Origin of the sequence: Proteus hauseri ATCC 700826 (genome assembly GCF_001654965.1) — a bacterium.
Taxonomy (GTDB): Bacteria; Pseudomonadota; Gammaproteobacteria; order Enterobacterales; family Enterobacteriaceae; genus Proteus; species Proteus hauseri.
Genome location: NZ_LXEV01000034.1, coordinates 81,335 through 107,908, shown reverse-complemented (window position 1 = coordinate 107,908; position 26,574 = coordinate 81,335). Strand labels below are relative to the sequence as shown.

Sequence of the window (26,574 nt, the reverse complement as noted above, 5' to 3'; positions counted from 1 at the left end):
CCTTTAATCTCGACTCGCTAAAATAGTTTGAGGGTCACAAATAATATCCCCTACCCATAACACGCCACGGGCTGAAGAAAGATCAAGCTCTGCCTCACAGATTTGTTTGTCGTCTTGTTGCAATGAAATTACTGGATAACGCTTATCAACGTCCATCGCAAATTGCCCTTGAGTATCGGTTTGTGTACGCCCAATGTGATTACGCACTTGTGCACTGGCTAACAATTTTCCATCAGGGGTTTTTAAGCGGCCAAATACGGTGACCATTTGTTTTAATTCTGGTTGATGAACTGCGACGTTACCAGGATAAAGCACCACATTTTTCACTCGGCCAGAGGCGATATCAAAACTGTCTTCACTATTTTTATCATTCAGTAATTCAATTTTATAAGTGCCATAAGGCGATAACGGAATAAAGTTATTATTACCAGAAAGAATAAAGCGTTGACCATTCACATTAGCCGCAATATTCCCTTTGCCATCAATACCTGTTTTTACAATCACACCGGCATTTTCTTGTTTGCCACTGGCGGAGAAATTCATGTCGCTGTATGCAAATGAGCCTCTGGCGGTCAATGTGGTATTGAGTCGGTCATTACTTGGGCGATTCATGGTTAAGGTACCGGCGCTATATTTCGTATCAAACATGCCATAGCCATTCACAGCAAAATCGCTATCTGCACCATCTTTATCATGTAAAAGTGTTGAAACAGAAAGCCCTGCACTGCGAATAGCCGAGTCTTCAAAGTTTTTCGAGGCAGAAAGTTCGCCACGGACGTTACCATTGCTCGAAGAAACCCCCGCACTGAGCCAAGTGGCTAAAGGTAATGAGAAATCGAGGGTGATATATTTTTCATTGGTGCTGTTTTGGTTATCGTAATGATAACGCTGAACGCCGGCACGTAAACTCATTGAACCATAACGACCGGTGTATAAAGAGGTTGAATATTCAAAGCTTTTTGATTTGTTTTGGTCACGTAAATCTTTGGTATAAGAATAAGTAATTGAGCCTGCGTATTCCCAAAATTGCGTGAAATTCAGCGTGGTACCAAAAGAGTAGTTATTGGAATCATACATTGGGAAATCATCTTTCATGCTTCCTCGTTCTTTATTGACCCACAATGAACCCAAGCTTTTGGGTAAAGAATATGCCGCGGTTAAAATATTACGATGACTACCATCTTTGGCGATCATCGATTGCCAGCTGGTGGATAAAGTATCGGTTAATTGCAGATTCGTATTGCTTTCTAAAACAGCAATATTATCAAAAGCATAGGTCGAAGCCTGTAAATTTAGCCCAGAGAATACCCCTAATGTTACGGAGCCAGCTCCCCCAACTAACCATGTGTTATCGCCATTGCTGGTCGTGTATTCATTATTATTTTTTCTAACGCGTTTTTTATAATCAACATAACCAGAAAACAGTTCCCAACGAAATTGATTCAGTGTGGCGCCACGCATATTGTAGGATTTATTCACGGTTTGGCGCTGTTTTGAACGCACTTTACCGTCAATAACCACTTCAACATCCACCTCATAAATACCAAAAGGAAGCTGTGAAGTATCTACTTCGAAGCTCCCCATTGGGAAATTTTGAATGCTGACTAATTTACCATCGCGATAAACGCGTACTTCACCTGCACTAGGTAAGAACACGGTGATCGGTGTGAGTGAAAGTTGAGAATTACTGATCTTAGATGAGGCGTTATTACCGTAGCTTATCCCATACACTTTGCTGCTATTAAGTGCTGACATACTGGCGAGTGATTGCAGATTCCAAGTATTTAATAGACCAAAAGCCAAACGGCGGCCATTAAAATCACGTTCAAACATCGCGCGATAAAAATCAAAGCTTTGATTAGCGGTGCCCAAACCGTAAGCGGTTGCGCTGAGGTTTAAGTGGTTTTCAGCAAAACTTACAATACTATCAATAGATAAGTAACTGTTGGTATTGTCTTTTTGACTTTTAAGCTGATTGTTGTAAACCCCTAAATCATACGTTGTAACAGCAGAAACATTTCTAACCGTTGATTCTCCCAACATTTCAGTACGGGTTTTCACTTGCGTTGCAAGGCCCGCCTCATTGACGTCCAATGTCATGATAAAGGAGTTTAAATCAAAATTAAGCGAAGCATCAGGAGAGAGGACAATTTTACTGCTCTGATCAAATTGCTTATCTTTCAGAGCACTTAATAATTGAACCACATTTTCGTTGATCGACGCGATTTGTGCATCATCAGCATCAAAGGTCGGTGTAACGGAACTAATCGCAATATTATTATCTTTTAGTACCACGAGGGCATCGGCAATTTTATTACGGCTTTGCTCTTCCAACACAGATTGCTGTGAAAGATCGTAACGTAAGTAAACGGGGATTGTCATCCCCTCTTCCAAGGCAGTGGCGAAGACACTCGGAATAATATACTGACCAATCTTTAAATTGGTTTGGCTATATGTATTCTCAGACAATAGGCATATAGCAATACCCAGTGCCACCATGGATTTACGCACAAGTAATCCTTATAAAATAAAAATAAAAAATAAAATTAATTCACAATGATAAAGTCTTCTTTATGCCAAATACCGACAGTGGCTTTCTTACTTTGCACATCGACTTGTTGTAATTTCACGCCTAAGCCAGGCATCACGTAGTAGCGTTCATTGCAACGATTGTTTTCATTACGAGTGACGGCATTGGGCATACAATCCCCGGTGGCTACAGTACGAAATGCACTATTACCGGTGTTGTAGACTACGCGTTTTTCTTTATCGAAACGGTAGCTAAAATTTTCTTGGCGAGGCGCGACCACTAATATGGTGCTGATAGTGGCAGAGGTCGTCGCAGTGGCTGATTTTTTATTTTGGGTTGATCCATCTTCAGTGACGGGATCATCACGCCAAACTAAACGATAATAACGTTCTTGATTGTCAGCGGGGCCTTTATAGAAGATCTTAAAACTCTCAGTGGTTTTACCCGGTAAAATTAAATTAGCCGGAGAAGAAAGTAGTTCGTTATTGTCCATCGGAATAACTTGACCATTTTCTAATGGCGATGAAACTCGCTCAATAGATAAGCCAACTAAACGCGCTTGATCGACATTATTTTCAATTTCTTTAGCTAGGATCGTTTGGTCAGAGGTCATCATTTCAGTAATGGCCCCAACATGAATAGCTGCTGCGAAATGACTATAAAAAAATAAAGGACTCAAACACGCTAATATTATTTTTTTCATCACGAATCCTTCAGGGAGAGCGAATATTCGCTCATCCCTTATTGCATTAATAAAATACGTTAGTTGATTTATAACTTATGGAGCTTTAGTGAAGTCACCTTCCCAAGTTGCAGTGAATTGCACTTTTACATCGCCATCCCAGTAACCATCAGCTAAATCAGCAAATTTAGCGTCAGCACCGGCGACTTTTGCAGAAGCGATATTGAAAGCAAATTGGCCTTGACCACTAACACGGTCTTTACCGTTGTAAGCACCGTCTTGTGCTAAGAAGTCCAGACCTGCTGTGGTACCAGCTGCAACGTCAACCATAGTGGTATCTGTTGTTTTGCTTAATTCAGCACCATTCCATTTAACGCCAACTGTTAATTCGCTGTCATCTGCAGCACGAGTTAAAGTGTCGCTGATGATTTTTGAAGTTAATTTAAAATCAGTTGCTTTTTCTTGACCTTGGATTGTGATATCAAAAGCACCATCTTGAGTATTAAAGCTTTTAACACCTTCAGCGTAATTAAAAGTTAATGATTTTAATGGTGTTACAACTAACATACTTTGAGTATCTTTAATTGCTTTTGCATCCCATGAAGCAACAGCTTGGGCTTTACGAGTGTCTGCTTGAGCAAGGGTAGTCGCACCCATAATAGCAACAGCAAGAACGGCTAATGTCAGCTTTTTCATACAGTATCCTTTAATGATTATCTATAATAGAGCGGGTATCTTTCAAGCAATTAAAGCAGAAAGAAATTTTTATTTATGTTTAATTAATAATGAAAAGCACATCTTTAAAATGAATTGATAGAAAATTATTCAGCTTAAAGATTAAGTGTCTAATAAATTAGATTTTATATTCCAGTTATGACGTAAAATTTATTAATTTATATTTTCTCAATATTCTTTATAAGAAAGTAAGTGGAGTTAATACATCCATTACTTTGAAATTAAAAAATTAAGACTGGGTTTTTATTACTAATTAAAATACTTATTTTTTTACTCTTAATGAGAGTACGGAGGCTAATTTAACGAATAAATATAAGATTTTGCATAAGAATATTCTCATAGGTTTTTATGCTCACAAAATGAAGCATAAGAAATATTTATGCTTTATTGTGTTTTTTTATTAAATTAAGGTTTTTTTGATTGATTTTGTTTAGTTTTTATTATGTCTTTCTACGTGTATTCTGGCGTAATTAAACTTAAATTTGTGTTTATTTAGATTTATATTTCTATTTTTGTTTATTTTTTTATATTAAATACTATTTTTTGACTTTTAATGAACCAATTGCAAATGATTAAATAGGTTTTCTATCATTAGATATATTAATTCCTATAAAGATAATCTTAATAAGACCTTAATTACGTATTTATTCTTATTGGTCTTTATATATTAATGATTGAAACAGTAGTTATTATTAATTCAAGTGAGGTTGTTATGTGTTTAAATATATTTTAGAAAGGTAAAAATAAGATCTTATTTATTTTATGATCCAGATCAACCATGTTAAATAAATGTAAATGAAAGGTTATTTATTATATATCTTTATTTTATTAGTGAGTCTAAATTAAATTTAATATAGTTATTGTTGTTATGCGTTATTAGTTTTTATTTTTAATATATTTTTGTTTTTTTATATAATTTAATGACCATTGTTTCATTTTTTTCATTATTTATTATCTAAAAAATATTTATTATAAAAAGCCTTTAATTGAATATTGATTTTTATAATTATTTTTCTGTTATGATTGTCTAATACGTTACTAAATAAACTTAAATATTTTGCTTTTAAAATTTCCATTTGAATAATTTCAATACTTAACTTGTGTTAACTTTGCTTGATTGAGATAGCGTTTGGCTAAAAGGTTTATCTTTGGTTCAAAGTGATATCGTTGTCATTGCACTGATATTAGTATTCGCAATTAGCGTGTTTAATTAGCAATAATGCAAGCTTTGATATTATTTAGGGCTAATCAGTTGCCCTTGTATATCAGCAATACCGATGCTTGCGATACAACCTGCATTAAATTGTAAATAGTCGTCTTCAATACCATCAGAGAAAATAATGCCATTTTCTGGCATTAGCGATTCTAATTCTAAAGGAGAATTTGCATCAATAGTGCCAAAAGTAAGGGCGATGCCAGTTGTTTTACTTGGAAAGGGCTCTCTGACACTAAATTGTAGTTTTTTATCTCCCCAACTAAATCCTTGTAAAAAAGGGTGCGAGGTGTTGCCTGTAATCGCCATCGCGCCCGCTAAAATAGACTGAAACCAGCCTGTTGAGCCTAATCCAGTTGAAACAATAATCCCCGAAGATGACTGTGCTTCTTTCGCACCTTCCCATTGCAAAATATAACGCGCTGAAGTGTGGCTTTTAGGACCAATAAAGAGGTCATTTACTGCTAATAGCGATTGACCATCGTTAGTTGTTGCTTGGGCAAAAGTGACTGCTTTAAAAGGCATTTTCTCATTTAGCGTATTAATAACAGTTTGTTTTAATTGTCCAATTTCAAATGGCAGCAGTTTGCCATCCCAGCGCGATGGGTCTGGATTTATGGCAATAACTGGTTGTCCCGTAAGATATTTTAGTGTGTTAGCCACAAGCCCATCTTGACCAATAACGACCACAATATCGTGAGCAGCGAATTGATAGCTAGGTAATAACGTTCTTTCCAATAATTGAAAACGACCAAATGATTTGAGAATTAATTCTGCTTCAGTTAACTGTTTTTGATACAAATTATGTTCGTTGAGGTAATCCTTTACCTCAACATTGTTATGTTCTAAATAAAACTTGGCTTGTGACCAAGTGTTGAAGCGTTCAATTAATTCCTGTAGGCGGCTTTTGCGCATCACAAGCACAAATCTAACCTCTTTATTATTTTCCATTATTTGTTTCCTTTTTTCATAAATTGGCTGAAGAGGTCAGGGGTAATATTTAATTCACCAATTTTTCCTGAATTAAGCGCTAAGGTTTCAAATGCCATTGCCATTAATTGCTGAGAATCCATTTTGGCTAATGCCATGGCTTTTAGATTTTCAACGGGTAATTCACGGTAAGCACGCATTGTTGCCTCAATGGCATAGGCATCGGCTTGTGATTGTGTACGTTGGTTTTCAGCACTTAAAGCGACTAATTCTTTACGTTTAGCTTCTGCATTGACTTTGGCTTCTAATCGCTCTTTTTCAATTTCTGCTTGTTCACGTAATAGCGCACGCTCGTTTTCTAATCGCGCTTCTTCGATTTCTTGTCTTTTACGTTGTACCGATAAGTCAGTTTCTAGCTCAGCTTCTTTAATGGTGCGTTCTTGTTCTACTGAAAATTTACGGCGTGCATAAATAGCGTCATCCGCTTCTTTAAGTAGCGATTCTCTTGCTTGGGCTTCTAATGCTTTTAATGTTTCTGGTGAAGGTGTAATTGCCGCAATAGAGACATCAAGAATAGCTATTCCTAATGCATCTAATGACGGATGCTGTACAAGTTGTGACATCACAAAAGAGACTAAAGATTGACTCAACAACAAGGCTTCTCGTAGTGGAGTACTTTGAATTTTTGCCTGAATTAAAGTTTGAGCGATACGTACCACACGATCACTTAATTTTAGTGGATCTTCTGAGGCATACGATTTGCCATTTTTACTTAAGTTAAAATTGAGTACTTCAGCCGCTTTTTCAGGTTCTTTCACTTGAAAAGAGATCTGTCCTTGAATGCGTAAACCTTGGTAGTCCGCAGTTTGAAAATTAAAGATAAAAGGGGCTTCTTGTGCGTTTAAAGGTAATGCTGCAATTGAGGTAGTCGCCGCGTTATACCAAAAACTCAGTCCTTTACCTTGCTGGCGAATTTTGCCGTTAACGGATTTGATAATAAAGGTTGATGAATCTGCTTTGAAATAATTTAAGTTAAACATAGTACGTCTCCAATTAGTGTCCTTATGACAATAACTGAATTGTGTCTTATAGACACTATCATTGTCAACAGATTTAGTGTCTTTATGACAAAATTTGATTTTCCAACATTTCGCTCTAAAATAGAGACATCTTTTTTTAATAAAGCTGACACCATGAATGAGCAACATTTTTTAGCCAGTTATAACCGTCGTGATTTTTTATCTCCGCTTATCACCGTTGATGCGGTGTTATTTACTTACCATGAAGAAATGTTAAAGGTGCTGGTGGTTAAAAGAGGGGATCACCCTGAAAAAGGGAAATGGGGATTACCTGGTGGGTTTGTCGATGAAGCTAAAGATAGTTGTTTAGAAGAGACAGTATTGCGTAAGTTAAAAGAGAAAACGGGTGTTACGCCCCCTTATATTGAACAACTTTGTGCTGTCGGTAATAGTCAGCGTGATGCAAGAGGGTGGTCGGTTACCGTGTGTTATACCGCATTAATTGCGCATCAAGCGTGTGAAACTCATATTGAATCAGTAGACAGCGTTATGTGGCTACCTATAGAGGACGTAGCTCAAAAAACATTAGCGTTTGATCATAATGAATTAGTTGATCAAGCAAGAGAGCGTTTGAAACAGAAATCACTCTATTCAATAGTACCTGGTTTTGCATTACCTGAAGTGTTTACCTTGCCTGAATTACAGCATGTACATGAAATTTTAATAGGTAAAGCTATCCAGAAAAAATCATTCCGTAGGCGTATTGAACAAGCAGATTTATTGATTGATACCGGTGAAAAACGTGCTGAAAGAGGACGCCCCGCAAGTCTTTATCGACTAAAAGAGGCGTCAGCAGATTATCGTTTTATTCGTAATCTTGAATTTTAATCAGTAAGTTGTTTTACAAAATAGTTGGCGCCATCGCGTATGGCGTCATCAGCGACTTTCATCATACGAGAGTAATGTAAAAAGGCATGTAATGTGCCGGAATACATTTTATATTCACAAGGTAAATGGTGGGCTTCTAGAGTTTTAAATAGCGTAATGCTGTCATCAATTAATGGATCATATTGCGCCCCAGCAATAAAACAAGGAGGAATATCGTAAGTTAAGTCATTATTAAATAAACAGTAATAAGGGGCATTTCTATTGCCCAATGCAGTTAAATAGGCGTTGTCGTACTCTTCTAAATCTTGTTGGCGTAAGCCATCCCATTCACCACCATAAAGTCGGCGGCTGGTGGAATCGCGTAATCCATATAATCCATACCACAGCAAAGCTGCACAAATATTGCCACAGTGAATGTTGTTATCTCGTAACCAGAGTACAACAGCAAGAGATAGCATGGCGCCCGCCGAATCGCCCGCAAAACCAATATTTGACATGTTTATGCCATGCTTTTGTGCCTTTTGGTGGTAAAACTGACAAATTTGCGCTGATTCTTCAATTGCTTGTGGATAATATGCTTCTGGTGATAATGAATAATCGATACCAATAACCGCACATCCGCTATAGCGTGCAAGTAAACGCATAATCCGATCATGGGTATCTAAGTTACCTAAAATAAAGCCTCCGCCGTGAAGGTAAAATAGTGTTGCTGGTGTTTTTTCTACAGGTTTATAAATACGAGTTAACACTTGTCCATAAGATGTGTTAACTGAAATATCGTTTATGCTAAACATTTCAGGTGCATCGGCATTCCAATAACGTCTATCTTGGTTATAAGCAAGACGCATAGCAGGGTAATCGTTACTTTCAGGCGCTGGCTGCGGATTATCTGCATAAAATTGCATGACTTGCTGCATTTCTGGCGAAATAAGTTCTAGCACATTGATTTTATTTTTAGTTTTCATTAATGCCTCCAATTATCACTGTGCGGTATTGTAAATAATGGGGCTTAATAAACTGAGATCTTGGTAGCCAATATTGAATGTTTGTCAATAACCGAGCATGGATGAGTAGAAAATGTGATTTATCTTTTATTTAAGAAAATAGCTAAAATATGACAGATTAGACAATTTTTCTTAACTAAATAATGAAATAAAAATAAAAATAAAAATAAAAATAATTATTAGAAGTATTAATGTATATAAATCTTATATCTGATTTTAAAAGAAGAAGAATGAAAACTAAATTTATCATTTTTAGCTTAGTCAGTAGCATTTTTTTATTTGCTGATTACACCATTCAAACCGCTCAAGCTAATGCACTTGAGACACGACTAAAAGCGCAATTTTATATACAAAAACCGATACAAAAGGAATTTGATAAACAGATCGAGGAAAAACCGCAAGCCTTATCACAGCAACTTCCTTATTATCCCGCGAGAGCTAAAGAAGCAAAAATTGAAGGTAGTCTAGAGATTAAGTTTGATGTTGATGAGAATGGGCAAGTACAAAATATTAGGATGTTTGATTCTCCTGCTGTTGATGTTTTTGGTTTATCACTTCTTCAGGCAATGGAACACTGGCGTTATGAAACCGGAAAACCTATTAATAATTTAAAAATGATAATAGAGTTCAAATTATCGAATATAAACTAATTTTTTAACAAAAGCAGTGTGAAATTACATCAATAAAAAGAGAATAACCCTTTGTTAATTAATAGAATTATTCTCTAATTATCGTTAATTTGACACTAACTGCACTACAACAAGCCTTCCACCTTCTTCGGTAGATAAAACAAATTGCAGCCCATCAGTTAAAGCAATTTTATCTCCTATTGGGATTGGCTTTTTCTCTGGTAATACCATTAATCCATCAATTCGTTCGTTAACTAGCCACCAGGTTGAGTTGTGATAAACAAAATAACCCACGCGTTTTTTTTGTTCATCTGTAGTGCGCTCATTGGGGGCGATAAGGCGATTAACGTGCCACGGAAAGAGGGATTGATTGCTCCATACCATTAAGCGGTGGTCGTCAGGTCTAAAACTACCTGCTTTACGTGAAGAGTAGAGATTTAAAATTGGTAGTTGACCTTTATAAGGCGTGTGGCAATAAGGACAAACGGGATGTGTTTTCCCAGAGAAAACATACCATTGCTGTTCGCAATCGTTATTTTGACAAGGCTGAACTAAATCCACCGTTTTTACTAGTGCGGTTTCCCATTCATCAGCTGTTGGGCGTTGGGTTGGGTCGTGTAATCCCGTGATAAAGGCTCTTTCAAACAGCGGCGTTAAATAAGGACCCATAATGGTGTAAGGGATTTTTTGTGGATCAGCCCAAGGCAGAGAAGAAGGCCTCACTTGATTTAATTTTACTGTGTTACTTTTATCTGTAGGGTGTTCAATAAAAAGCGCTTTTTCCCCCATAGAAAGGGTTTCATCTCGCATTTCATCATTAAGATCGTGAATTTTACCACCACGTAATGGGTGACGATAAAATAGATACATATAAATTAGTACAGCAAGCGCATGTCGGTCTGTCGTGATATTTGGCAATATACGGTTAGGATCTTCTTTTGGTAAATGGCTGGTTTCCACTACTTCTGGTGCAATAAAATCAGGCGTTCCTACTACATCAGGCGGGTATTTTCCGGGAACAACTAAGCCATCAATATCGATAACACACGCATGACCTTGCTCAGGATCGATAAGTACATTTTTATAGCTAAGATCACTGTGGCATAAGCCAGCAGCGTGCATTCGGCGTACCGCTCGAGCCAGTAATAAACAGACTTTCAGGTAATTTAACATATTGCCACGTTCACGAGGATCGAGAAATTTATTCTGGTTATTAGCACTAGCAAACCATTTACCTTCTTTTTCTCGGCCTTTTATCGCCAGAAAGTCGTTATTTTTAGAGCCATATTTAAAGAAGAAATGCGATTGATAAGTTGGAACAACAATACCAATTTTACCTTGATGTTCTACTACATCGGTAGGCCAGCAAAAGAGATTTTTCCAATAATCGCCCCCGCTTTGTTCAAATATATTATGACGATATGCACTGGTTATCATATCGATACGATCTTTTGCCTGCACATTTTGTGGTGTTTTATAAAAGGCCACGACATAGGTTTTATCAGGGGAAAAATAGACATCTTTCATTGATCCAGAGCCAATTATTTCATTTACATACTGGATTGTTTTTCCGCTTTGTGTTGTACAGGTAATGATATCTGCCATAAAAATCACCAATTCTCTTGTTTAAATGATCACCAAGCCACAATAATGGTGCGGTCATCGTGATTACCTGCGGAAAAGAAATTTAACCACTGCGCAAGTGCTTTATCTGCATTTTCAGGTGCGGCTAAACAAGGCGATAGTTCATTAACTAATGCAGTCCATTTATCGGTGTTTTTTAAGCCGTTGTCAGTTTCAAAATAAGGGTCTGAAACACCGTCTGTCATTAAAATAAGATGAGAAACATCAGTCCATTTACCAATCATAATACGCCGATTAAAGGCATTATCATTAATTGCACTATCATCGAGAAAACGTGTTTGCCCAGCATATTCACCACTGTCAGGCACGCCTAATAAGCGCACATTACCAGTAGGACTAAATGCAGCAATAGCCCCATCTCCCATCCAAAATGAAGCGGCAAAAATAGCATCGTCAAGTTGTAAAGAAACAGTGGCTAATAATGTGGTAGAAAAAGATTTTACTGGCTCATTAACGCGTATTGCTTCATTTTTTAAGTGATTAACGGCGAGCTGTGAAGCATTGTGAAAGAGGCGAGAGAAAAAGTTTCCTACTTGCTTTTTTTCATCTTCGTTATCCCATTGATGAATGGTATTAAGGTAAGGCGCTAATGTCGGGTTGTTATCAATCTTGAGCTGTTCTTGTAGATATTCACTGACAATATTGGTGACAATACGTGAGCCTTCTCGAGAATAGCGCGCACTACCTGCACCATCAGCGACAATGAGAACATTCCATTTACTTTGCTTGTCATGATGAATATAAAAGTCATCATCACGAAATGTACCTGCATGTTCATGAGAGCGCCCACGACGGCTAGCTGCGGCAATATGTATGCCATCTTCAATAATAACTTTGCTATCAATATGTTTTTTAGGGTATGGGCTATCAGCAGGTGGCTCGTTAATTTGCCATAAACTACGAGGATCAGGATTAATAATGAGTAAGATCTCGTTACTGTAGTGCTCTTGTTCAGAAATCCAATTTACAGTCAGTGTAAAATTACCACTTTTAGTTGGTATCCCCGTTAATGATTGGGTTTTAGGATCAAAGTGAATACCTAGATCATCAGGGATTAAAATAGATCCTATTTCTGCGTTTTGATGAGTATCTAGTGTTATTTCAACAACTGAATTAAATTCAGTGCCGACTTTGGCATTTGAAATTGTAATTTGCGCAATGGGTGCACGAACAAAGGGTTTTTTAGTTAGTCGTGACGAGGCATGTTGCGGAATTTGTCCTGGTTTTAATAGTGCCATTTCTTGCGTTGTTATTTTATTTATTTCAACTGCTTCAATATTGGCTGTAACTTCTGTTTCTATTTGGGGCATAATTGCTTGTGCTGGCGGTAAAAGCATAAGTAACAGCGGATCTTCATTTTTTTGTGTATTACTTTTTTCTTGTGAGTCTTCTGCTTTTACTTTGATTTGCATCGCAATAGCATTGATAGCCTGAGTTAATTCAATATCTTCATACAGCGCAATAAGCGTCTCTTCTGATAATGGCAGACGATATTGTGTAATAACGCTCTCAATCAGCAGTTTGGTCAGCATAGCTGTTTTATCCATTAGCCTTTACCTCGTGTTACATCAAAATCAGATTGGTTGCTGTTGTCATTAAAGGCAATAGTATTATCGCACCAAGGGCAAATCACGGTTTCTGGCCCATTAACACAAAGTAGTTTTCCACATTGACAGACTGCAAATGCCGTTGCATTACCGCAATAAGGACAGCCCGGCGTACCGTGTAATTCACTGGTGTTTACTTGGTATGTGGTTGCACTGTGATCACTCCAAGTAAAATAATCTTCATTAAGGGGATAGCAACCCGTTAAGTTAAAACCATTTAAATTAAGTTTAAAATCGAGACCTGAAGAAGCCATTGGCGGGCGTTCATATTTCATTAAATAAGCTGAGCGGGTTTGATTACAGCGACCAACAAAAGTGACACAGGATTCATCATAAGCGCGAGCAATATCATCTTTGGCTAAACGAACAATATGTTCTGTTTTACTTAAAAGTGGTGGCGCTTCTTCGCCAACACTACGGCTATGAGAAACCACGGACATGGTTATCCACTTAATAAAACGAGTAAAATCACCTTCTTGTGCTTCAGTAAATAACAATACGTTTTCTGTTAATTGCGATAGCACATGTAGATCGGCGCTGAGTCCTAATCCAATAGCAATAAAATTAACTCTGTTGGCGTATTTTTCTTTCCAACGTGTGATTTCTTGTGCGTAATCATCAGTAGGACGACCATCAGTAAGAAGATAAACAACGGGTTTCCAATCACCTTTTTGCTCTGTTGTAGTTTTTTTAACTTGAGTTTCAATTTGGTGTGATAATTCTCTTAATGCGCTACCTAAAGAAGTTCCACCCCCAAGAGGTAATTGTGGTGGATAAAAAGAGACAACTTCTGTCAGTGGCACAATAGTTTTAGCCATTCCAGCAAAGGCAATAACAGATACCCAAGCAGTTTCTAGTGCATGAGGATCTTTTCTGAGATCACTAATAATCGTTGTTAGACCATCATTCATCTTTTTTAGATTTTCGCCTATCATCGATTCTGAGCAATCAAGTACAAAAAAAATCGGTAGCCTTCTCATCGTTATACCTTATGTTCTTTTATCAGAGCGTTTTATCGTTATAAAAGTATTGCGGTTATGCGCAAGAAAATATGAAATTTGACAAAGTGAGCACATAAAAATAAAGCAAAGCGCAGTAAAGACGCTTTGCTTTGTTTGATTACAATACCAATTGAATTTCAGGTGGCGGCGGCGGTAGGGTGTCTTTGTTATCTGTATTTACACCCGCACTTGAACTTCCTGATGCCACACTCGCTGATACCCACTTAAAAAAGCCTGAAAATGCATTAGAATCTAAGGTTTCTAATGCCACAACTTGAGAAGTTAATGCTTTTAAATGGTCATGTTTTGCTTTCGGGCCTACAGCACAAGCAATAATAGAACCAAACGAGCGTTTTTTAACTTCTTTGATTGCTTCACCATAAGCGTAAGAGTCTGATGGTGTGCCATCCGTCATTAAGAAAACCAGTGGACGCCAATCGCCTTTTTGATCACCATCAGAACGTTTAATATCACGATCAACGCATTTGATTAAGCATTCCAGTGCTGCCCCTGTAAAGGTGCCGCCTGAGCTAGGAACAGTGATATCAGAGAATTGAAAATCCTCTAATGCTGTCATTGGAATAAATTCACGAGCTTCATTATCGTAAGTAATAATTGAGATATGTACGCTCTCTAATGCATAAGGATCTTGCCTTAATGCATTAAGCATAGTTTGTATGCCTACGTTAACCGCATGAATAGATTCGCCTCTCATTGAACCTGATGTATCAATAAGAAGATAAACCGGTAATCTTCTCATTTAGGTGAAATCCTTTAAGTAAGAAACAAAGCTATCTGAACTTGACGGCTCACCAATGGCATTAAGTTTCCAACCGCTCTCTTCTCTGACTAATTCAGCGAAAAGCATTGAGCGTTGATTATTAAAGGCTTCTCCACCGGATAGATCAAAACGTGCCATTTCTATATTTTTGGCATCGACAGCACGAATAAAAGCATTTTGTACTTTACCAAAGTGTTGTTGCAGCTCTTTGCCATTATAAATCTGAACAATAAAGACGATTTTGGTAAATTTATCATCAAGGGTATTGAGCTTAACAATGATTTGTTCATCATCGCCATCACCCGCACCGGTGCGGTTATCACCCGTTAGCCAAATTTGTCCTGATTTATGTTTTAAGCTATTAAAGAAAATAATATCGCCATTGACTAGAGAAGGTTGGCCACCTTCAATTTGACCCAGATCGTTAACTTTGCCATTGGCACCACACAAAAATGCGATAACGTCTAAATCATACTCTTCACTTTTTTTACCAAAAAGCCCGCCAAGAAACCCACGTTTTTCTTCGTTGATATCCCAACCTAAGCCAATGGTGACAGATGAAAGGTCATATTCATTTTTCTTTAAACTAACACCTTGTCCTTTTTTTAAACTGACAGACATATTCATTCCTTTTTAAAGTACAACATTAACCTCTGGAGGCGGTGGCGGTAAGTCATCAAGATTGCTGATATCTTTTTTGCTGAGATCAACTTTCTGACTACCTACGGAAATACTGGCAGAAACCCACTTAAAGAATGACTTTATAGTCGAGGGATCTGCGGTATCTAACTGCAATACAATTTCGGTAATATTTTTAAGAATATCGGTTTGAGCAGCTTGCCCAGCAGCACATGCAATGACAACACCTGTTCGTGCTGTTTTGAATTTTTCTATGCCTTTTTTCCACTCATCTGTGGGTGCGCCATCTGTCATGATAAATACGATAGGTCGCCAATCACCTTTGGTTTCAGCTGTAGTTTTCTGTACTTCACGCTCAATGCAGTTTGTTAGTAATGTTAATGCTTCACCAAGGGCTGTAGTGCCACTTGCAGTTAATTCTGGTGATTTAAAATTGATGATATCAGTGAGTGGTACCACTTGTTGCGCAGATGAATTAAAAGTAATGATTGAAATATAAGCTGTTTCTAACGCGTAAGGGTCTTGGCGCAATGTTGATAGGAGCATTTCAACGCCATTTTTGACAGCCTCAATAGGCTCGCCATACATAGAACCGGAGGTATCAAGCAAAAGGTAAACTGGCAATCTTCTCATGCATTTATCCTGTAATTTAGATAGGAATACGCATTAATATACTAATTGATTCACGTATCCTTTCAATTGAGATTATGCTTAGTTTAATTTAAATAAGGTAAAAAGGCAGTGATGACCATCCAATATTATTAATCTGAAATAAGATCCTATAAAAAGAAAGATAAAAATAATATTAAACTAAAATTTTCTTTTTTCTGTTTTATTGATACTCGTTTTTCGAGTATTTAATAAAGAGGGTTGTTAATTTAATCTAAATTAGGATATAAAAAATCAGAAAAAAAACACAAAACAATAAAAATAAATATTTTAGACTAAATTTCTTATTTTTCATTGTGTTGCATGTGGTTAACTAAAATAATAGCATTCTATTATAATAATTAATATTTGATGAGTATCATTATTTATATTTAATTAATTATTTTTTATAATAAGGTGTTAATAGAGTTTTAATATAAGATATTTAAAAATAATCAATAATTAGTTAATAATAATTATAAAATAACTTGATATTTAGAGGGGGGTAAATATCAAGTTTATCAAATGAACAGATAATGAATAACTATTTTTCTTTTTGTGATGCAGCAAGGATTAAGTGTTCAATATAGTTATCAACTAATAATTCAACCGCTTCGCTTCGTGTTGAGTCATTTAAATGTGATAGCCTATCTATTTTACGTAATGCTGACATTTTTAATGATAATGAAACAGATTTTTTCTTATCTTTATCGAGATAAACACGACTAGCCATTTCATGGTGACGCAGCTCTTCATGTGCAGATAATGCTTCTCGCATACGGCGTAATGTTTTGTTATCAAGCTGTCCGCGCTCAGTCATTTGATAAGCACGAGAGGATTTACTGTATTTTATTTCAGCACCATAGGAGTCTCTTATCTCTTTTAATACACGAGTAAGCGTAGGCTCTGAACATTCAAGAGCTGAAATAATTTTAATTGTTGGAACCTTTTTCCCTGGGCTTAAAAGCGTTGCCAGTGTAAAGACTCTGACCTGACGAGTGCTTAGTTGCATGCTTAGTTACCACTTATCTGTAATTCGTATGTTAAAACATTCAGACATTATTATCTGATATTCTTATGTTCTTTATTTAAGAATAATTTGAAATAAGTCATATGTTAAATATAGTATAAAATAATAAGTAAAGTGAAAAAATATATTATTTTTAACATTACAACATAAAAGAATATTGCTCTTTTATTGAGCTATAACTAAAGAATAAAACTTTAGTTATAGCGGTGTAAGTAAAATATATTCAAAATAAATATCAACAACAAAAGATATTTTAAATATTAAACGTAATATTAATAGCGATAAAAATTAATATCACGTGACATTAAAGCGCTGAGCATTATTTTGTTGATTAGGCATAATGCCATAAATTTTTGCTCTTGTTAAAACACTTAGCGCCCAGCGACGATGTGTTGCGGGTTCGCACATTGCACCTTGAGATTTAAACACCGCTTGTGTGGAGTTTAATATACGTAATGCATCTGAGTGATCCGATTGAGAAACCATTAATGCTTGCTCAATTTTGTGGATCTGTTTTGGATGAATTGCCGTTTTACCAACAAGGCCATTCGCGATATCAAGTGCGAGCTCTTTATCCATAATTTGGTGATCATCAATATGCTCGCAAACAGGAGCTGTTAGTGCAAACTGACGAGCACCAAATACAGCCACTAGCATTTTTATGACATATCCCATAGGGCCATCGTAAAGTGTTAAATGACGATTTCTTCTCAGGGAAATCACATTCATTAAGTCATTTCCACCAATACGCAAAGCAATAATTCGATTATGACAAGGATGAGTAAGTAGCAAATTTGCCAGTTCAGTCATTTGAATAACATCAAATACTTCTTCAGTTTCAAGGGTTGGCATCATACACAAATGTGTGTTTTCCATGATGTCCCACCAAACGGGTAGCGACGCTTGAGTAAATTTAGGCAATACAAAACCATCAATAGCGCTGAGGTCTAAATTGTTAGTGATCCATTGGCCCATTTCGGTATGACGAGGGCGAATAAAAAGCAGTGGCCAATGGCTGCAATCACTGTTTTTCTTGCTTTGTGCCAAGGTGTTTAACAGCGTTTTTAAATTCTGTAATGCAACAGGAATATCTGCTTCACTTACCGCATCTTCTAAACAGATGATAAGTGAGCGTAATCCTGCAATTTTTTGATTAATAACAGTCTGTGCAATGTCAGTACGTGTTGCTGGCATATAGAGTGTTGCCCCTAAATTCCAAGGGGATAATCGTTCAATCATTATTTCACCTTTTTAATGATAGTCACTGCACGATATTGTCCGATAGCATCTCCAGCCTCGATAACAGCGATATTTTTTTCCTGAGCGAGATAAACCAGCAGGGCAACATCGGGATCTGTTATTTTTCTCACTAAAACATGATCGGGTACACGGCGTAATACGGCGCGTGTGGCTTCAGCAATACCGGGTTTTATACGATTGATATTTGAAATATCATATTTTTTTGCAAGTGAACTAACGACGTTTTCGCTAAGTTTTTTTAAATCTGACTGTTGTTCTTTGAAAGTCGCAATATCCACATTTGGGATATCAAGCTTATCAATAGATTTGGCTACGGTATCGACTAGATAGCGGCTGCACTCGTATTGTTTTAGGTGTTGGCAGTTTACAAAACCATGAAAACCTTGTTGAGTCCAAATTGAGCGTGAAATCAAACCAGAAACAGGTGCCCCCATAATACCAAAAGGGATTAGCCAATCTTCATCGCTAGCGCTTAACCATGCGCAGCCACAAGGGTCAGCTAATACGACTAATCGGGGTTGAGCTGGGTAGCCTTTTCTTCCTGATAGTGAACGAATCAACTCACCGGTGATTGCACCTTTTCCCGTCCAACCATCAACGAAAACAATACCTTGCGTACCGTGACGTTCTTCTATCCACGAAAGTGCTTGGGTATCAATTCCTCTATCTCTAATGATGCTGATGCCATAGTGATAAGAGGTTTTGCCCATTTTACGAAGCGTTTGTTGCAACATAACCCCTAAAGGCACGCCCGCACGCACTAAACTAGTTAAAATAATCGGCGTATCACCAAATCGCTGGATTAACGCTTTCGCTAACATAACCACTTCATTGGCTAAACGAGAGGCACCCGTTTCAAGTGCTTTTTCAAACAGATCTAAATGCCACTGAGTCGGCTCTGGCTCTTGGCTTAACATATCGGAATAGTGAAATTTACCTGATTGAATCAGTTCTTCTTTTATTTCAACAGGGGTCATTTCAATATTGACGGGTTGCAGTAGAAAATCGACATCACCCGATAAATAAGAGCCTGAAAAAGGCTTATGATCCATCATGCTTGTTCTCCAAAAATTTTGCTATTAATGGCATCTGCAAACTGACTTTGACGAGGTACACCAAACCAGCTACATAATTTCATAAAGCGATGATCACTTAAGCTATCACCTAAGCCAATAACGGGAAAAATACCTCGCTCAGCTTTTAATTTATCGAGCAAATAAGTGACCGCTTTTCCTTTTTCTATCGGTTCAGGTAGCCACGCAATATTGTTACTGTTGCGATGAATATAAAAGCCATCGGTTGAGAGGGTTTCTTCTAACTCATCACCTATAGCATTCAGTTCATCGAGTTTTGTGCTGTCATTATGTTTCATCACTAAATAAATAGGTAAATCACCATATTCATAGTTAATTCGTGCCCAACCATCGATTTGACGTTTTGCCATTACATCAGTAATAAATTTTTGTAAGGTAAGTAAACGTTGAGTATAAGCCGAAAGATGTTGAGTAATCATCGCTTGCCACTGTTTATCTGCTTTACCTTCAGGGGTTAATATGACGGCTCCATGAGTGGTTATCGACCAAGAACGAAACGGAATAGAAACACGGCTGATTTCTTCTGTACCGCGTGCGGTAACGGGGATTAAATCAGCGTGTTCCAGCAACCAATTTACTAACATGGCTTGTTCTTCAGTCATAAAACTACGAGGTTGTAAGCTTCTATCAAGCGCACCAGTTTGGTAAGGCTCTAAATTAAGTTCATCAACCATTTTGCGACGCGTTTGAAATAATGTGTCGTCTAAGTCAGAAAAAATAACCGGTTTAGTCATAACTTAGCACCTCGACAATAGGCGCCACTTTTTGTAGTGCATTAATAAGCTGAGGATCTACGCTCTGAGTTGGCGTTTCGCAGCAAAGAATTATGCGATCAAATTGCTGGTGAGCAACGTTATATACAAAATTAGGAATACCTAAACCATAGTTATCTGTAAATGTAATTGCTGACTGAATAGCAAAATTGGTTGCAATTGGTGAGCGCGTCGTTGAGCTATATTTCACTGATGCACCTTGTTTTTCAAGGCGTTCAGCAAGTAAGAATGGTTCCCAGACAAACTCGCCAGATCCTAAAACAAGAATTTTTTCATTTTCTGATGCTTGAACAGATGCGCCCAAATCATTTGCAGGCGTTGTCATTCCTAAACGCCCCCAGCTCTGTTTTCCGGTAATGGCGACATGGCCAGATGCGGTCACATTTACATTCGGCATTATTGGTAACGGTGCATCAGGGTTGGCTTCCCAGAGCCATTTTCCTTGTACTAATGAAATAGTTTTTACCGGTAATGGTGAACGCTGTGCGATAGCGTTTTCACTCCAATCGGTCAGTGTAACTGTGATAACCTGTTTTATCTGACATAGGCCGCCATCTTCGCGTAGTGCAGAAAGTAAATTGATAAAGGTATTGCCCGTGGTGGCTTCATCATCAATTAATACAACAGTTTGCGCTTGTTGCACCCATTGACGTTGCTGTGTATTTTGCGGTAAATAGAGCAAGTGATCAGTGGCATGGCTGTGATTTTCTTTAAACTCACACAGTAAATCAGCATGATCAATTGGGTGACGAGTTGATGTTAAGTACACCGCATTGTTATAACGATTTCTGACTTCATCAAAAATGCCAGCGCCAAGGCCAACTGCTGTTTCTGCCATGCCAATGAAAAGCACAGGGCCTTCAAGAGTGTCAGGAAATTGCGTAGCAATTTTTTGGTAAATACTGCGCATGGTGTTAGGTGAAACTGGAATATGACGACCTAATACTTTACTTACAAAAAGGAAAGCACGTTTAGGATTGCGTCTTTCAGCAATATCAAATAACTCATCAAGTAACTCTATTGGGCAATTTGGCGTTACGCTTAATGTGCCACAGGTAAGATGACGACGGTAAACTAAAGGGTCAGTCATACTATTCATTATTAATTATTATCCGTACTTATTAAGTTTGTCAGTGTGGAATTAAACACAACAGAATCGGTGATTGAACGTATTTTTGTTGGTGAAAAATGGCTACTTTCAGCTTTTGCCGCTTCAACACTCATTAAATTTAATTGGCGTAGGGCAAAAATTCCGGCAAGGTTGATGCCGCAATGCTGGGTATAACCAATACCGCCAGAAGGACGCATATTGATTTCAAGTAAAAGAGGACGGCCTTGATGATTATTACGGGTTTGCACATTTACAATCCCGTCGGCTTTCATCGCTGTGGCACAAGCTTTGCCCAACTCATAAGCTTCACCAGAGATTTCTAGGTGCTGAATCGCCCCTTCTTTACGACGAGCGACTGCTGCAATGACCTCGCCTTGTTCAACTACCATATCTACAGAATATTCAGGCCCTGGTAAATAAGGCATGAGCACCATTGGCTCAAAGTGTTCAACTTGTTTTAGCGCATCAAGATATTGCTGAGGATTTACTCGGCGATTTTCAGGATGACTAAAAATTGCCATTGGTGAAACCGTGTTATCAAAGCACCAAAAACCCATACCATAGATGCCTTTTACTGGTTTGATACACAAAGGGGTGTCACCAAAAACGGGGTTTTTAAGCTGCTTTTCTAGCTCATCAATAGAAGTGATACAAATAGAAGGCACCACAGGTAAACCACATTGTTCCATTGCTTGCGCAAATGCGACTTTATCATCCGCAAGTTGCAGTTGGTCAAGGTTAGTTGCGCCTGTTGTTAATTTAACACCTAATGATTCAATGTCGTTACGATGGTTTTCAAACCATGCGCAGTTTCGCCCGGTATGTATGGCATCGACATGGTGTTTTTTAACCGTATCTACGATAAATGCGAGACGTTGAGACTCATCTTGAGGTTCATAAAAAGCATTATCAGCTAGCGATAAAATCTCATTTCGTGGATGACGATGAGAAGCCAACAACGTAATTTTTTGGTGTTGTTGATCTGCAAAGCGTTTAACACTTTGAATTATATCGCGTTGGGAAGATAACCCTTCCATTAACCAAATCGTGTTGTTCATTAATCTTTATACCGTGAGATAGGTTGCTAGAAAACTTATCCTACAATCATGATGTTTCCTTTGATTAGTGTCAATCATAATATGATTTATTTCACATAAGTTTAAAACTAATAATTTATCTGATTGCTGTTGGGGTTATTCTTAATTTTCGAGTGGTTGTAATAATAAAAATACATTATATATCAACAAATTGACAAAACTTTAATCTGGAGTTGTAAAAATAAACTTGCTCAACTACTTCATCATGATATGATGATTTTCATCATAAAGATTTAAATGCAAAAGGCTTTGTTATTTCACTCTACCTCTGAAGGAAGTTAATTATGGTTTCATTAAGCAAGAATCAAACCGTTTCTCTCAGTAAACAAGCACCTACACTGAGTCATTTAATGTTTGGTTTAGGCTGGGATCCGATTAAGAAAAAAGGATTTCTCGGTGGTCTTTTCGGTGGTGGTGGTTCTATTGATTTAGATGCCAGCTGTGTTTTGCTTGATGCCTCTGGTCATCAAATCGATACCATTTGGTTTCGTAAACTAAAATCAAGCTGTCAGTCGGTTGTTCATTCAGGCGATAATTTAACGGGTGATGGCGATGGTGATGATGAAACAATTTTTGTCGATTTAAATCGTTTACCAAGCAATGTTGAATACTTGGTTTTTACGGTAAATAGCTTCCGTGGGCAGACATTTAATGAAGTTGAAAATGCTTTTTGCCGTGTTGTTGATAAAACAACAAGCAAAGAACTTGCTCATTACAAGTTAACTGAACAAGGTTCTCATACTGGTATCGTTATTGCTGCGCTACAACGCAATGGTGGACAGTGGGACTTCACCGCTTATGGTGCGCCTTGTCGAGGCCGCGTAATTAACGACATGATGCCTGATATTTTGGCTACGGTGGTGCGATAAATGAATATGACACCCGGCGGGAATCTTCCTGTACCGACGCAAACATTAATTGTCCGTATTCAATCTGGCGCAGCTGTTGATGCTTCTGCGTTTAGACTTTTCGCTTCAGGTAAAGTCAAAGGTGATGCGGATATGGTGTTTTATGGTCAAACAGCAAATGATGACCGTACTATTATTTATGCAACTTCAGGAAATAGCACTTCGTTTACGGTTGATTTAACTCGTTTACGCCCTGATGTTGATAAAATTGCTTTTACAGCAACGTGCGACGGACAACAAACTATTGCGAATTTACAACGACTCTCTATTCAAGTTGATGCCAACAATGAAGTGGTTGCCAATGGTAATGTTGAAATAAATGGACGCCAAGAAGCGGCGTTAATTTTAGGTGAATTATATCGTCGTAATGATAGCTGGAAATTTAGATTTATCGCACAAGGGTTTAATGGTGGTTTAAAACCATTAGCTGAGCATTTTGGTGTTGATATTGCTGATCCTACGCCAGCGCCAGCGCCGGCTCCGGCTCCAGCAGCACCGACTCCAGTACCAACACCAAGTAGTGTGAATTTAAGCAAAGTTTCTTTAACTAAAGAAAAGCCTGCTATTAGCCTTACAAAGCGTGATGATTTCGGCAAAATTCGCATCAACTTGAATTGGCACCGTGAAAAGAGCAATAACTCAGGATTACTTGGTGGCTTGTTTGGTGGCAATAAAGGTATAGATTTAGATATCGGTGCATTTGTTGAATTACAACAAGGTTATAAATCGGTTATTCAAGCATTAGGCAACGGTTTTGGTGATTTCCAACGTGAGCCTTATGTTGAGTTACAAGGTGATGATCGTACAGGTGATATTTCTGGTGGTGAGTGGATCTTCGTTAATGGGCGCGAATGGAAGAATATTAAGCAAGTGCTGATTTTTGCTTTTATTTATGAAGGCGTACCAAATTGGAGTAAAACAGATGGTGTCGTCACCATTCATGTACCTGACCAACCACCTATCGAAACGCGTTTAACTGATGGTAATAATGGCCGAGGTATGTGTGCCATTGCTCGATTAGTTAACGAGAACGGCTCGATAAAAGTTGAACGTCTTAATGAGTTTTTTAAAGGCCACCGTGATATGGATAATGCCTATGGGTGGGGATTTCGCTGGACAGCCGGTTCTAAGTGATCTAGTCGATAAAAGGAAAATCAACATGAGTTTTTTCAATAAATTAAAAGAAGGTTTTAATTCAGGTCGTTCTGAGTTAGCTAAACAAGTTAATCGCTTTAAAAACAAAAAGTTTATGCAAGGTACCGTTGCCGTTTGTGCTCGAATCGCGATTGCGAGTGACGGTGTAAGTTCAGAAGAAAAACAGAAGATGTTGGGTTTTTTAAAAGCATCGGATGAACTTAAGGTATTTGATACTTCCGAAGTTATCGAATTCTTTAATAAGTTAATTACGAGTTTCGAGTTTGATACTGAAATCGGTAAAGGTGAAACGATGAAGTATATTTTGGCGATGAAAGATCAGCCAGAAGCTGCGCAATTAGCTATTCGTGTTGGTATCGCTGTTGCGAAAAGCGATGGTGATTTTGACAATGATGAAAAAGAGGCTGTGCGTGCTATTGCTATTGCATTAGGTTTTGAGCCCGCAGAGTTTGGTTTGTAATTAATTTAATATAGGGAACCGTCCAGGAATTATTATGGTATCCACACATATTGGTTTTCCGACAGAAACTGTCATTGTTTTTATCGTACTTGCGATTGGCGCTATTTTTATCGACTTATTTATGCACAGAGCAGATAAGCCGGTTTCATTGAAGAATGCCATATTTTGGTCGTTATTCTGGGTTGCCATTGCAATGGTATTCGCAGGATTCCTTTACATTCATCATGGTTCAGAAGTCGCCAGCCTATTTGTAACGGGTTATGCGTTAGAAAAAGTACTTTCTGTTGATAACCTGTTTGTCATGATGGCTATTTTCTCATGGTTTGCAGTGCCAGATCGCTTCCGCCACCGTGTGCTTTATTGGGGGATTATCGGGGCTATCGTTTTCCGTGGAATTTTCGTTGCTATCGGTACAGGACTATTAAGTTTAGGGCCATATGTTGAAGTTGTATTTGCGCTAATTGTTGCTTGGACGGCAGTCATGATGCTGAAAAGTGGTAATGAGAGTGAAGAAATTGAAGATTACTCACAACATCTCGCTTACCGCTTAGTAAAAAGATTTTTCCCGATATGGCCAAAAATCAGTGGTCACGCTTTCTTATTAACACAAAAAGAAGTTGATGTTGAGCTGGCTAAGCCAGAAAACAAAGATGTTACGATAGGGCGCGGTACCAAAGCGGCATTATATGCAACACCATTAATGTTGTGTGTTGCTGTCGTAGAGCTTTCTGATGTGATGTTTGCTTTCGACTCTGTTCCCGCTATTATCGCAGTAAGCCGTGAACCACTTATTGTGTATAGTGCAATGATGTTCGCAATCTTAGGCTTACGTACGCTCTACTTTGTGTTGGAAGCGTTAAAACAGTACCTTGTTTACCTTGAAAAAGCGGTTATTGTGCTGTTGTTCTTTATTGCTGCAAAACTTGGTTTGAATGCAACCGACCATATCTGGCAGCATGGATATAGCATCTCCGCGACAACCAGTCTGTTTGTAGTACTTGGTGTTTTAGCTCTTGGAATTATTGCAAGCTTTGTATTCCCAGAGAAAAAGGAAGATGAAGGTAAAAAAGAATAATCAATATTCTTGAGAAATCAGAATATAAAAATCTAAAATTAAAGAGGTTAAAAAATGAGCGTTTCTCTTTCTAAAGGTGGTAATGTCTCTCTGAGCAAAGCAGCCCCAACGATGAAAAACGTCCTTGTCGGACTAGGTTGGGATGCCCGTTCTACAGATGGTCAAGATTTTGACTTAGATGCATCTGTATTTTTGTTAGCAGCGAATGGAAAAGTGCGTAGCGATGCCGATTTCATTTTTTATAACAACTTAAGATCAGCTGATGGTTCTGTTGTTCACACTGGCGATAACCGTACTGGTGAAGGCGACGGTGATGATGAAGCACTGAAAATCAAATTAGATATGATCCCAACTGATGTCGATAAGATTATCTTTGTTGTCACTATCCATGATGCTCAAGCGCGTCGCCAAAGTTTTGGCCAAGTATCAGGTGCATTCATTCGTTTAGTTAATGATGACGATCAAATTGAAGTCGCTCGTTATGACTTAACTGAAGATGCATCAACAGAAACCGCGATGTTATTTGGTGAACTGTATCGCCATAACGCAGAGTGGAAATTCCGTGCTGTTGGTCAAGGTTATGCTGGTGGTTTAGGCTCTGTATGCGCACAATACGGCATCAATGCCTCTTGATAGATTGTTATGAGATATTAATCACTGA

Annotated in this window: 25 protein-coding genes; 7 read left to right on the top strand and 18 right to left on the bottom strand. The window is 37.8% G+C overall.

All coding sequences use genetic code 11. The features are described from left to right. Window positions 1-3: 3 nt before the first annotated feature. From M997_RS15840 to M997_RS15820, 5 genes are all read right to left on the bottom strand, one after another. Window positions 4-2,511, bottom strand: a complete 2,508-nt coding sequence (locus M997_RS15840) for a CS1-pili formation C-terminal domain-containing protein (protein WP_064721081.1) — start codon at window positions 2,509-2,511, stop codon at window positions 4-6. A gap of 35 nt (window positions 2,512-2,546) precedes the next feature. Continuing rightward, complete coding sequence (locus tag M997_RS15835; protein ID WP_064721080.1) at window positions 2,547-3,233, bottom strand: EcpB family pilus assembly chaperone; 687 nt, start codon at window positions 3,231-3,233, stop codon at window positions 2,547-2,549. A 75-nt stretch (window positions 3,234-3,308) separates the two neighbouring features. After that, window positions 3,309-3,908: a common pilus major fimbrillin subunit EcpA gene (gene ecpA / locus M997_RS15830; RefSeq protein ID WP_064721079.1), complete on the bottom strand. Its 600-nt coding sequence runs from the start codon at window positions 3,906-3,908 to the stop codon at window positions 3,309-3,311. Between the two features lie 1,273 nt (window positions 3,909-5,181). Further along, window positions 5,182-6,111, bottom strand: coding sequence for a diacylglycerol kinase catalytic domain-containing protein (locus M997_RS15825; protein ID WP_064721078.1), 930 nt, complete (start codon window positions 6,109-6,111; stop codon window positions 5,182-5,184). Continuing rightward, on the bottom strand, window positions 6,111-7,130 hold the full coding sequence (locus tag M997_RS15820) for an SPFH domain-containing protein (protein ID WP_064721077.1): 1,020 nt from the start codon (window positions 7,128-7,130) through the stop codon (window positions 6,111-6,113). The genes M997_RS15825 and M997_RS15820 overlap by 1 nt, the downstream gene beginning before the upstream one ends. 153 nt (window positions 7,131-7,283) lie before the next feature. Between M997_RS15820 and M997_RS15815 the strand changes: the two genes are divergently transcribed. Beyond that, window positions 7,284-7,997: an NUDIX hydrolase gene (locus M997_RS15815; protein ID WP_064721129.1), complete on the top strand. Its 714-nt coding sequence runs from the start codon at window positions 7,284-7,286 to the stop codon at window positions 7,995-7,997. Here the strand turns inward: M997_RS15815 and aes are convergent. Next, window positions 7,994-8,962, bottom strand: a complete 969-nt coding sequence (gene aes / locus M997_RS15810) for an acetyl esterase (protein WP_064721076.1) — start codon at window positions 8,960-8,962, stop codon at window positions 7,994-7,996. The genes M997_RS15815 and aes overlap by 4 nt on opposite strands. Window positions 8,963-9,231: 269 nt before the next feature. On the opposite strand from aes, the gene M997_RS15805 reads away from it, so the two are divergent. Further along, a complete protein-coding gene (locus M997_RS15805) occupies window positions 9,232-9,651 on the top strand; it encodes a TonB family protein (RefSeq protein WP_064721075.1) in 420 nt (139 codons plus the stop codon). An 84-nt stretch (window positions 9,652-9,735) separates the two neighbouring features. On the opposite strand, the gene M997_RS15800 is transcribed toward M997_RS15805, so the two are convergent. From M997_RS15800 to M997_RS15745, 12 genes are all read right to left on the bottom strand, one after another. Then, window positions 9,736-11,235: a helix-hairpin-helix domain-containing protein gene (locus M997_RS15800; protein ID WP_064721074.1), complete on the bottom strand. Its 1,500-nt coding sequence runs from the start codon at window positions 11,233-11,235 to the stop codon at window positions 9,736-9,738. Between the two features lie 29 nt (window positions 11,236-11,264). After that, window positions 11,265-12,821, bottom strand: a complete 1,557-nt coding sequence (locus tag M997_RS15795; RefSeq protein WP_064721073.1) for a PP2C family serine/threonine-protein phosphatase — start codon at window positions 12,819-12,821, stop codon at window positions 11,265-11,267. Beyond that, the gene (locus M997_RS15790; protein ID WP_064721072.1) at window positions 12,821-13,861 is read right to left on the bottom strand and encodes a TerY-C metal binding domain-containing protein; all 1,041 of its coding nucleotides are present in this window, start codon (window positions 13,859-13,861) and stop codon (window positions 12,821-12,823) included. The genes M997_RS15795 and M997_RS15790 overlap by 1 nt, the downstream gene beginning before the upstream one ends. A 139-nt stretch (window positions 13,862-14,000) precedes the next feature. Next, window positions 14,001-14,642 (bottom strand): vWA domain-containing protein, encoded by a 642-nt coding sequence (locus tag M997_RS15785; RefSeq protein ID WP_064721071.1) that lies wholly within the window; start codon window positions 14,640-14,642, stop codon window positions 14,001-14,003. Continuing rightward, window positions 14,643-15,284 carry a TerD family protein gene (locus M997_RS15780; protein ID WP_064721070.1) on the bottom strand — a complete coding sequence of 214 codons (642 nt, stop codon included), beginning with the start codon at window positions 15,282-15,284 and terminating at the stop codon, window positions 14,643-14,645. 12 nt (window positions 15,285-15,296) lie between these two features. After that, window positions 15,297-15,935 carry a vWA domain-containing protein gene (locus tag M997_RS15775; RefSeq protein WP_064721069.1) on the bottom strand — a complete coding sequence of 213 codons (639 nt, stop codon included), beginning with the start codon at window positions 15,933-15,935 and terminating at the stop codon, window positions 15,297-15,299. A 559-nt stretch (window positions 15,936-16,494) separates the two neighbouring features. Next, window positions 16,495-16,962: a hypothetical protein gene (locus M997_RS15770; protein ID WP_064721068.1), complete on the bottom strand. Its 468-nt coding sequence runs from the start codon at window positions 16,960-16,962 to the stop codon at window positions 16,495-16,497. 312 nt (window positions 16,963-17,274) lie between these two features. After that, window positions 17,275-18,219: an HpcH/HpaI aldolase/citrate lyase family protein gene (locus M997_RS15765; protein WP_064721067.1), complete on the bottom strand. Its 945-nt coding sequence runs from the start codon at window positions 18,217-18,219 to the stop codon at window positions 17,275-17,277. Then, window positions 18,219-19,295 carry a cysteine protease StiP family protein gene (locus tag M997_RS15760; protein ID WP_064721066.1) on the bottom strand — a complete coding sequence of 359 codons (1,077 nt, stop codon included), beginning with the start codon at window positions 19,293-19,295 and terminating at the stop codon, window positions 18,219-18,221. The genes M997_RS15765 and M997_RS15760 overlap by 1 nt, the downstream gene beginning before the upstream one ends. Next, window positions 19,292-20,068: an HAD family hydrolase gene (locus M997_RS15755; protein WP_064721065.1), complete on the bottom strand. Its 777-nt coding sequence runs from the start codon at window positions 20,066-20,068 to the stop codon at window positions 19,292-19,294. The genes M997_RS15760 and M997_RS15755 overlap by 4 nt, the downstream gene beginning before the upstream one ends. After that, window positions 20,061-21,206 (bottom strand): phosphoribosyltransferase domain-containing protein, encoded by a 1,146-nt coding sequence (locus tag M997_RS15750; protein WP_064721064.1) that lies wholly within the window; start codon window positions 21,204-21,206, stop codon window positions 20,061-20,063. Before M997_RS15750 ends, M997_RS15755 begins: the two co-directional genes overlap by 8 nt. 2 nt (window positions 21,207-21,208) lie before the next feature. Beyond that, window positions 21,209-22,276 carry an ATP-grasp domain-containing protein gene (locus M997_RS15745; RefSeq protein WP_064721063.1) on the bottom strand — a complete coding sequence of 356 codons (1,068 nt, stop codon included), beginning with the start codon at window positions 22,274-22,276 and terminating at the stop codon, window positions 21,209-21,211. Between the two features lie 323 nt (window positions 22,277-22,599). On the opposite strand from M997_RS15745, the gene M997_RS15740 reads away from it, so the two are divergent. The 5 genes from M997_RS15740 to M997_RS15720 are packed head-to-tail and all read left to right on the top strand — an operon-like array spanning window position 22,600 to window position 26,546. Next, window positions 22,600-23,184 (top strand): TerD family protein, encoded by a 585-nt coding sequence (locus M997_RS15740; protein ID WP_064721062.1) that lies wholly within the window; start codon window positions 22,600-22,602, stop codon window positions 23,182-23,184. Then, a complete protein-coding gene (locus M997_RS15735; protein ID WP_064721061.1) occupies window positions 23,185-24,357 on the top strand; it encodes a TerD family protein in 1,173 nt (390 codons plus the stop codon). A 25-nt stretch (window positions 24,358-24,382) separates the two neighbouring features. Continuing rightward, window positions 24,383-24,838: a tellurite resistance TerB family protein gene (locus M997_RS15730; RefSeq protein ID WP_064721060.1), complete on the top strand. Its 456-nt coding sequence runs from the start codon at window positions 24,383-24,385 to the stop codon at window positions 24,836-24,838. A gap of 34 nt (window positions 24,839-24,872) precedes the next feature. Then, window positions 24,873-25,913, top strand: a complete 1,041-nt coding sequence (locus M997_RS15725) for a TerC/Alx family metal homeostasis membrane protein (RefSeq protein WP_064721059.1) — start codon at window positions 24,873-24,875, stop codon at window positions 25,911-25,913. 54 nt (window positions 25,914-25,967) lie between these two features. Then, complete coding sequence (locus M997_RS15720; RefSeq protein WP_064721058.1) at window positions 25,968-26,546, top strand: TerD family protein; 579 nt, start codon at window positions 25,968-25,970, stop codon at window positions 26,544-26,546. The last annotated feature ends 28 nt before the right edge of the window (window positions 26,547-26,574 follow it).

What these genes read in the sequence shown, in the direction of transcription:
- M997_RS15835 (WP_064721080.1), bottom strand. Translation starts at nt 3,233, where the DNA reads ATGAAAAAAATAATATTAGCGTGTTTGAGTCCTTTATTTTTTTATAGT.
- ecpA (WP_064721079.1), bottom strand. Translation starts at nt 3,908, where the DNA reads ATGAAAAAGCTGACATTAGCCGTTCTTGCTGTTGCTATTATGGGTGCG.
- M997_RS15825 (WP_064721078.1), bottom strand. Translation starts at nt 6,111, where the DNA reads ATGGAAAATAATAAAGAGGTTAGATTTGTGCTTGTGATGCGCAAAAGC.
- M997_RS15820 (WP_064721077.1), bottom strand. Translation starts at nt 7,130, where the DNA reads ATGTTTAACTTAAATTATTTCAAAGCAGATTCATCAACCTTTATTATC.
- M997_RS15815 (WP_064721129.1), top strand. Translation starts at nt 7,284, where the DNA reads ATGAATGAGCAACATTTTTTAGCCAGTTATAACCGTCGTGATTTTTTA.
- aes (WP_064721076.1), bottom strand. Translation starts at nt 8,962, where the DNA reads ATGAAAACTAAAAATAAAATCAATGTGCTAGAACTTATTTCGCCAGAA.
- M997_RS15805 (WP_064721075.1), top strand. Translation starts at nt 9,232, where the DNA reads ATGAAAACTAAATTTATCATTTTTAGCTTAGTCAGTAGCATTTTTTTA.
- M997_RS15800 (WP_064721074.1), bottom strand. Translation starts at nt 11,235, where the DNA reads ATGGCAGATATCATTACCTGTACAACACAAAGCGGAAAAACAATCCAG.
- M997_RS15795 (WP_064721073.1), bottom strand. Translation starts at nt 12,821, where the DNA reads ATGGATAAAACAGCTATGCTGACCAAACTGCTGATTGAGAGCGTTATT.
- M997_RS15790 (WP_064721072.1), bottom strand. Translation starts at nt 13,861, where the DNA reads ATGAGAAGGCTACCGATTTTTTTTGTACTTGATTGCTCAGAATCGATG.
- M997_RS15785 (WP_064721071.1), bottom strand. Translation starts at nt 14,642, where the DNA reads ATGAGAAGATTACCGGTTTATCTTCTTATTGATACATCAGGTTCAATG.
- M997_RS15780 (WP_064721070.1), bottom strand. Translation starts at nt 15,284, where the DNA reads ATGTCTGTCAGTTTAAAAAAAGGACAAGGTGTTAGTTTAAAGAAAAAT.
- M997_RS15775 (WP_064721069.1), bottom strand. Translation starts at nt 15,935, where the DNA reads ATGAGAAGATTGCCAGTTTACCTTTTGCTTGATACCTCCGGTTCTATG.
- M997_RS15770 (WP_064721068.1), bottom strand. Translation starts at nt 16,962, where the DNA reads ATGCAACTAAGCACTCGTCAGGTCAGAGTCTTTACACTGGCAACGCTT.
- M997_RS15765 (WP_064721067.1), bottom strand. Translation starts at nt 18,219, where the DNA reads ATGATTGAACGATTATCCCCTTGGAATTTAGGGGCAACACTCTATATG.
- M997_RS15760 (WP_064721066.1), bottom strand. Translation starts at nt 19,295, where the DNA reads ATGATGGATCATAAGCCTTTTTCAGGCTCTTATTTATCGGGTGATGTC.
- M997_RS15755 (WP_064721065.1), bottom strand. Translation starts at nt 20,068, where the DNA reads ATGACTAAACCGGTTATTTTTTCTGACTTAGACGACACATTATTTCAA.
- M997_RS15750 (WP_064721064.1), bottom strand. Translation starts at nt 21,206, where the DNA reads ATGAATAGTATGACTGACCCTTTAGTTTACCGTCGTCATCTTACCTGT.
- M997_RS15745 (WP_064721063.1), bottom strand. Translation starts at nt 22,276, where the DNA reads ATGAACAACACGATTTGGTTAATGGAAGGGTTATCTTCCCAACGCGAT.
- M997_RS15740 (WP_064721062.1), top strand. Translation starts at nt 22,600, where the DNA reads ATGGTTTCATTAAGCAAGAATCAAACCGTTTCTCTCAGTAAACAAGCA.
- M997_RS15735 (WP_064721061.1), top strand. Translation starts at nt 23,185, where the DNA reads ATGAATATGACACCCGGCGGGAATCTTCCTGTACCGACGCAAACATTA.
- M997_RS15730 (WP_064721060.1), top strand. Translation starts at nt 24,383, where the DNA reads ATGAGTTTTTTCAATAAATTAAAAGAAGGTTTTAATTCAGGTCGTTCT.
- M997_RS15725 (WP_064721059.1), top strand. Translation starts at nt 24,873, where the DNA reads ATGGTATCCACACATATTGGTTTTCCGACAGAAACTGTCATTGTTTTT.
- M997_RS15720 (WP_064721058.1), top strand. Translation starts at nt 25,968, where the DNA reads ATGAGCGTTTCTCTTTCTAAAGGTGGTAATGTCTCTCTGAGCAAAGCA.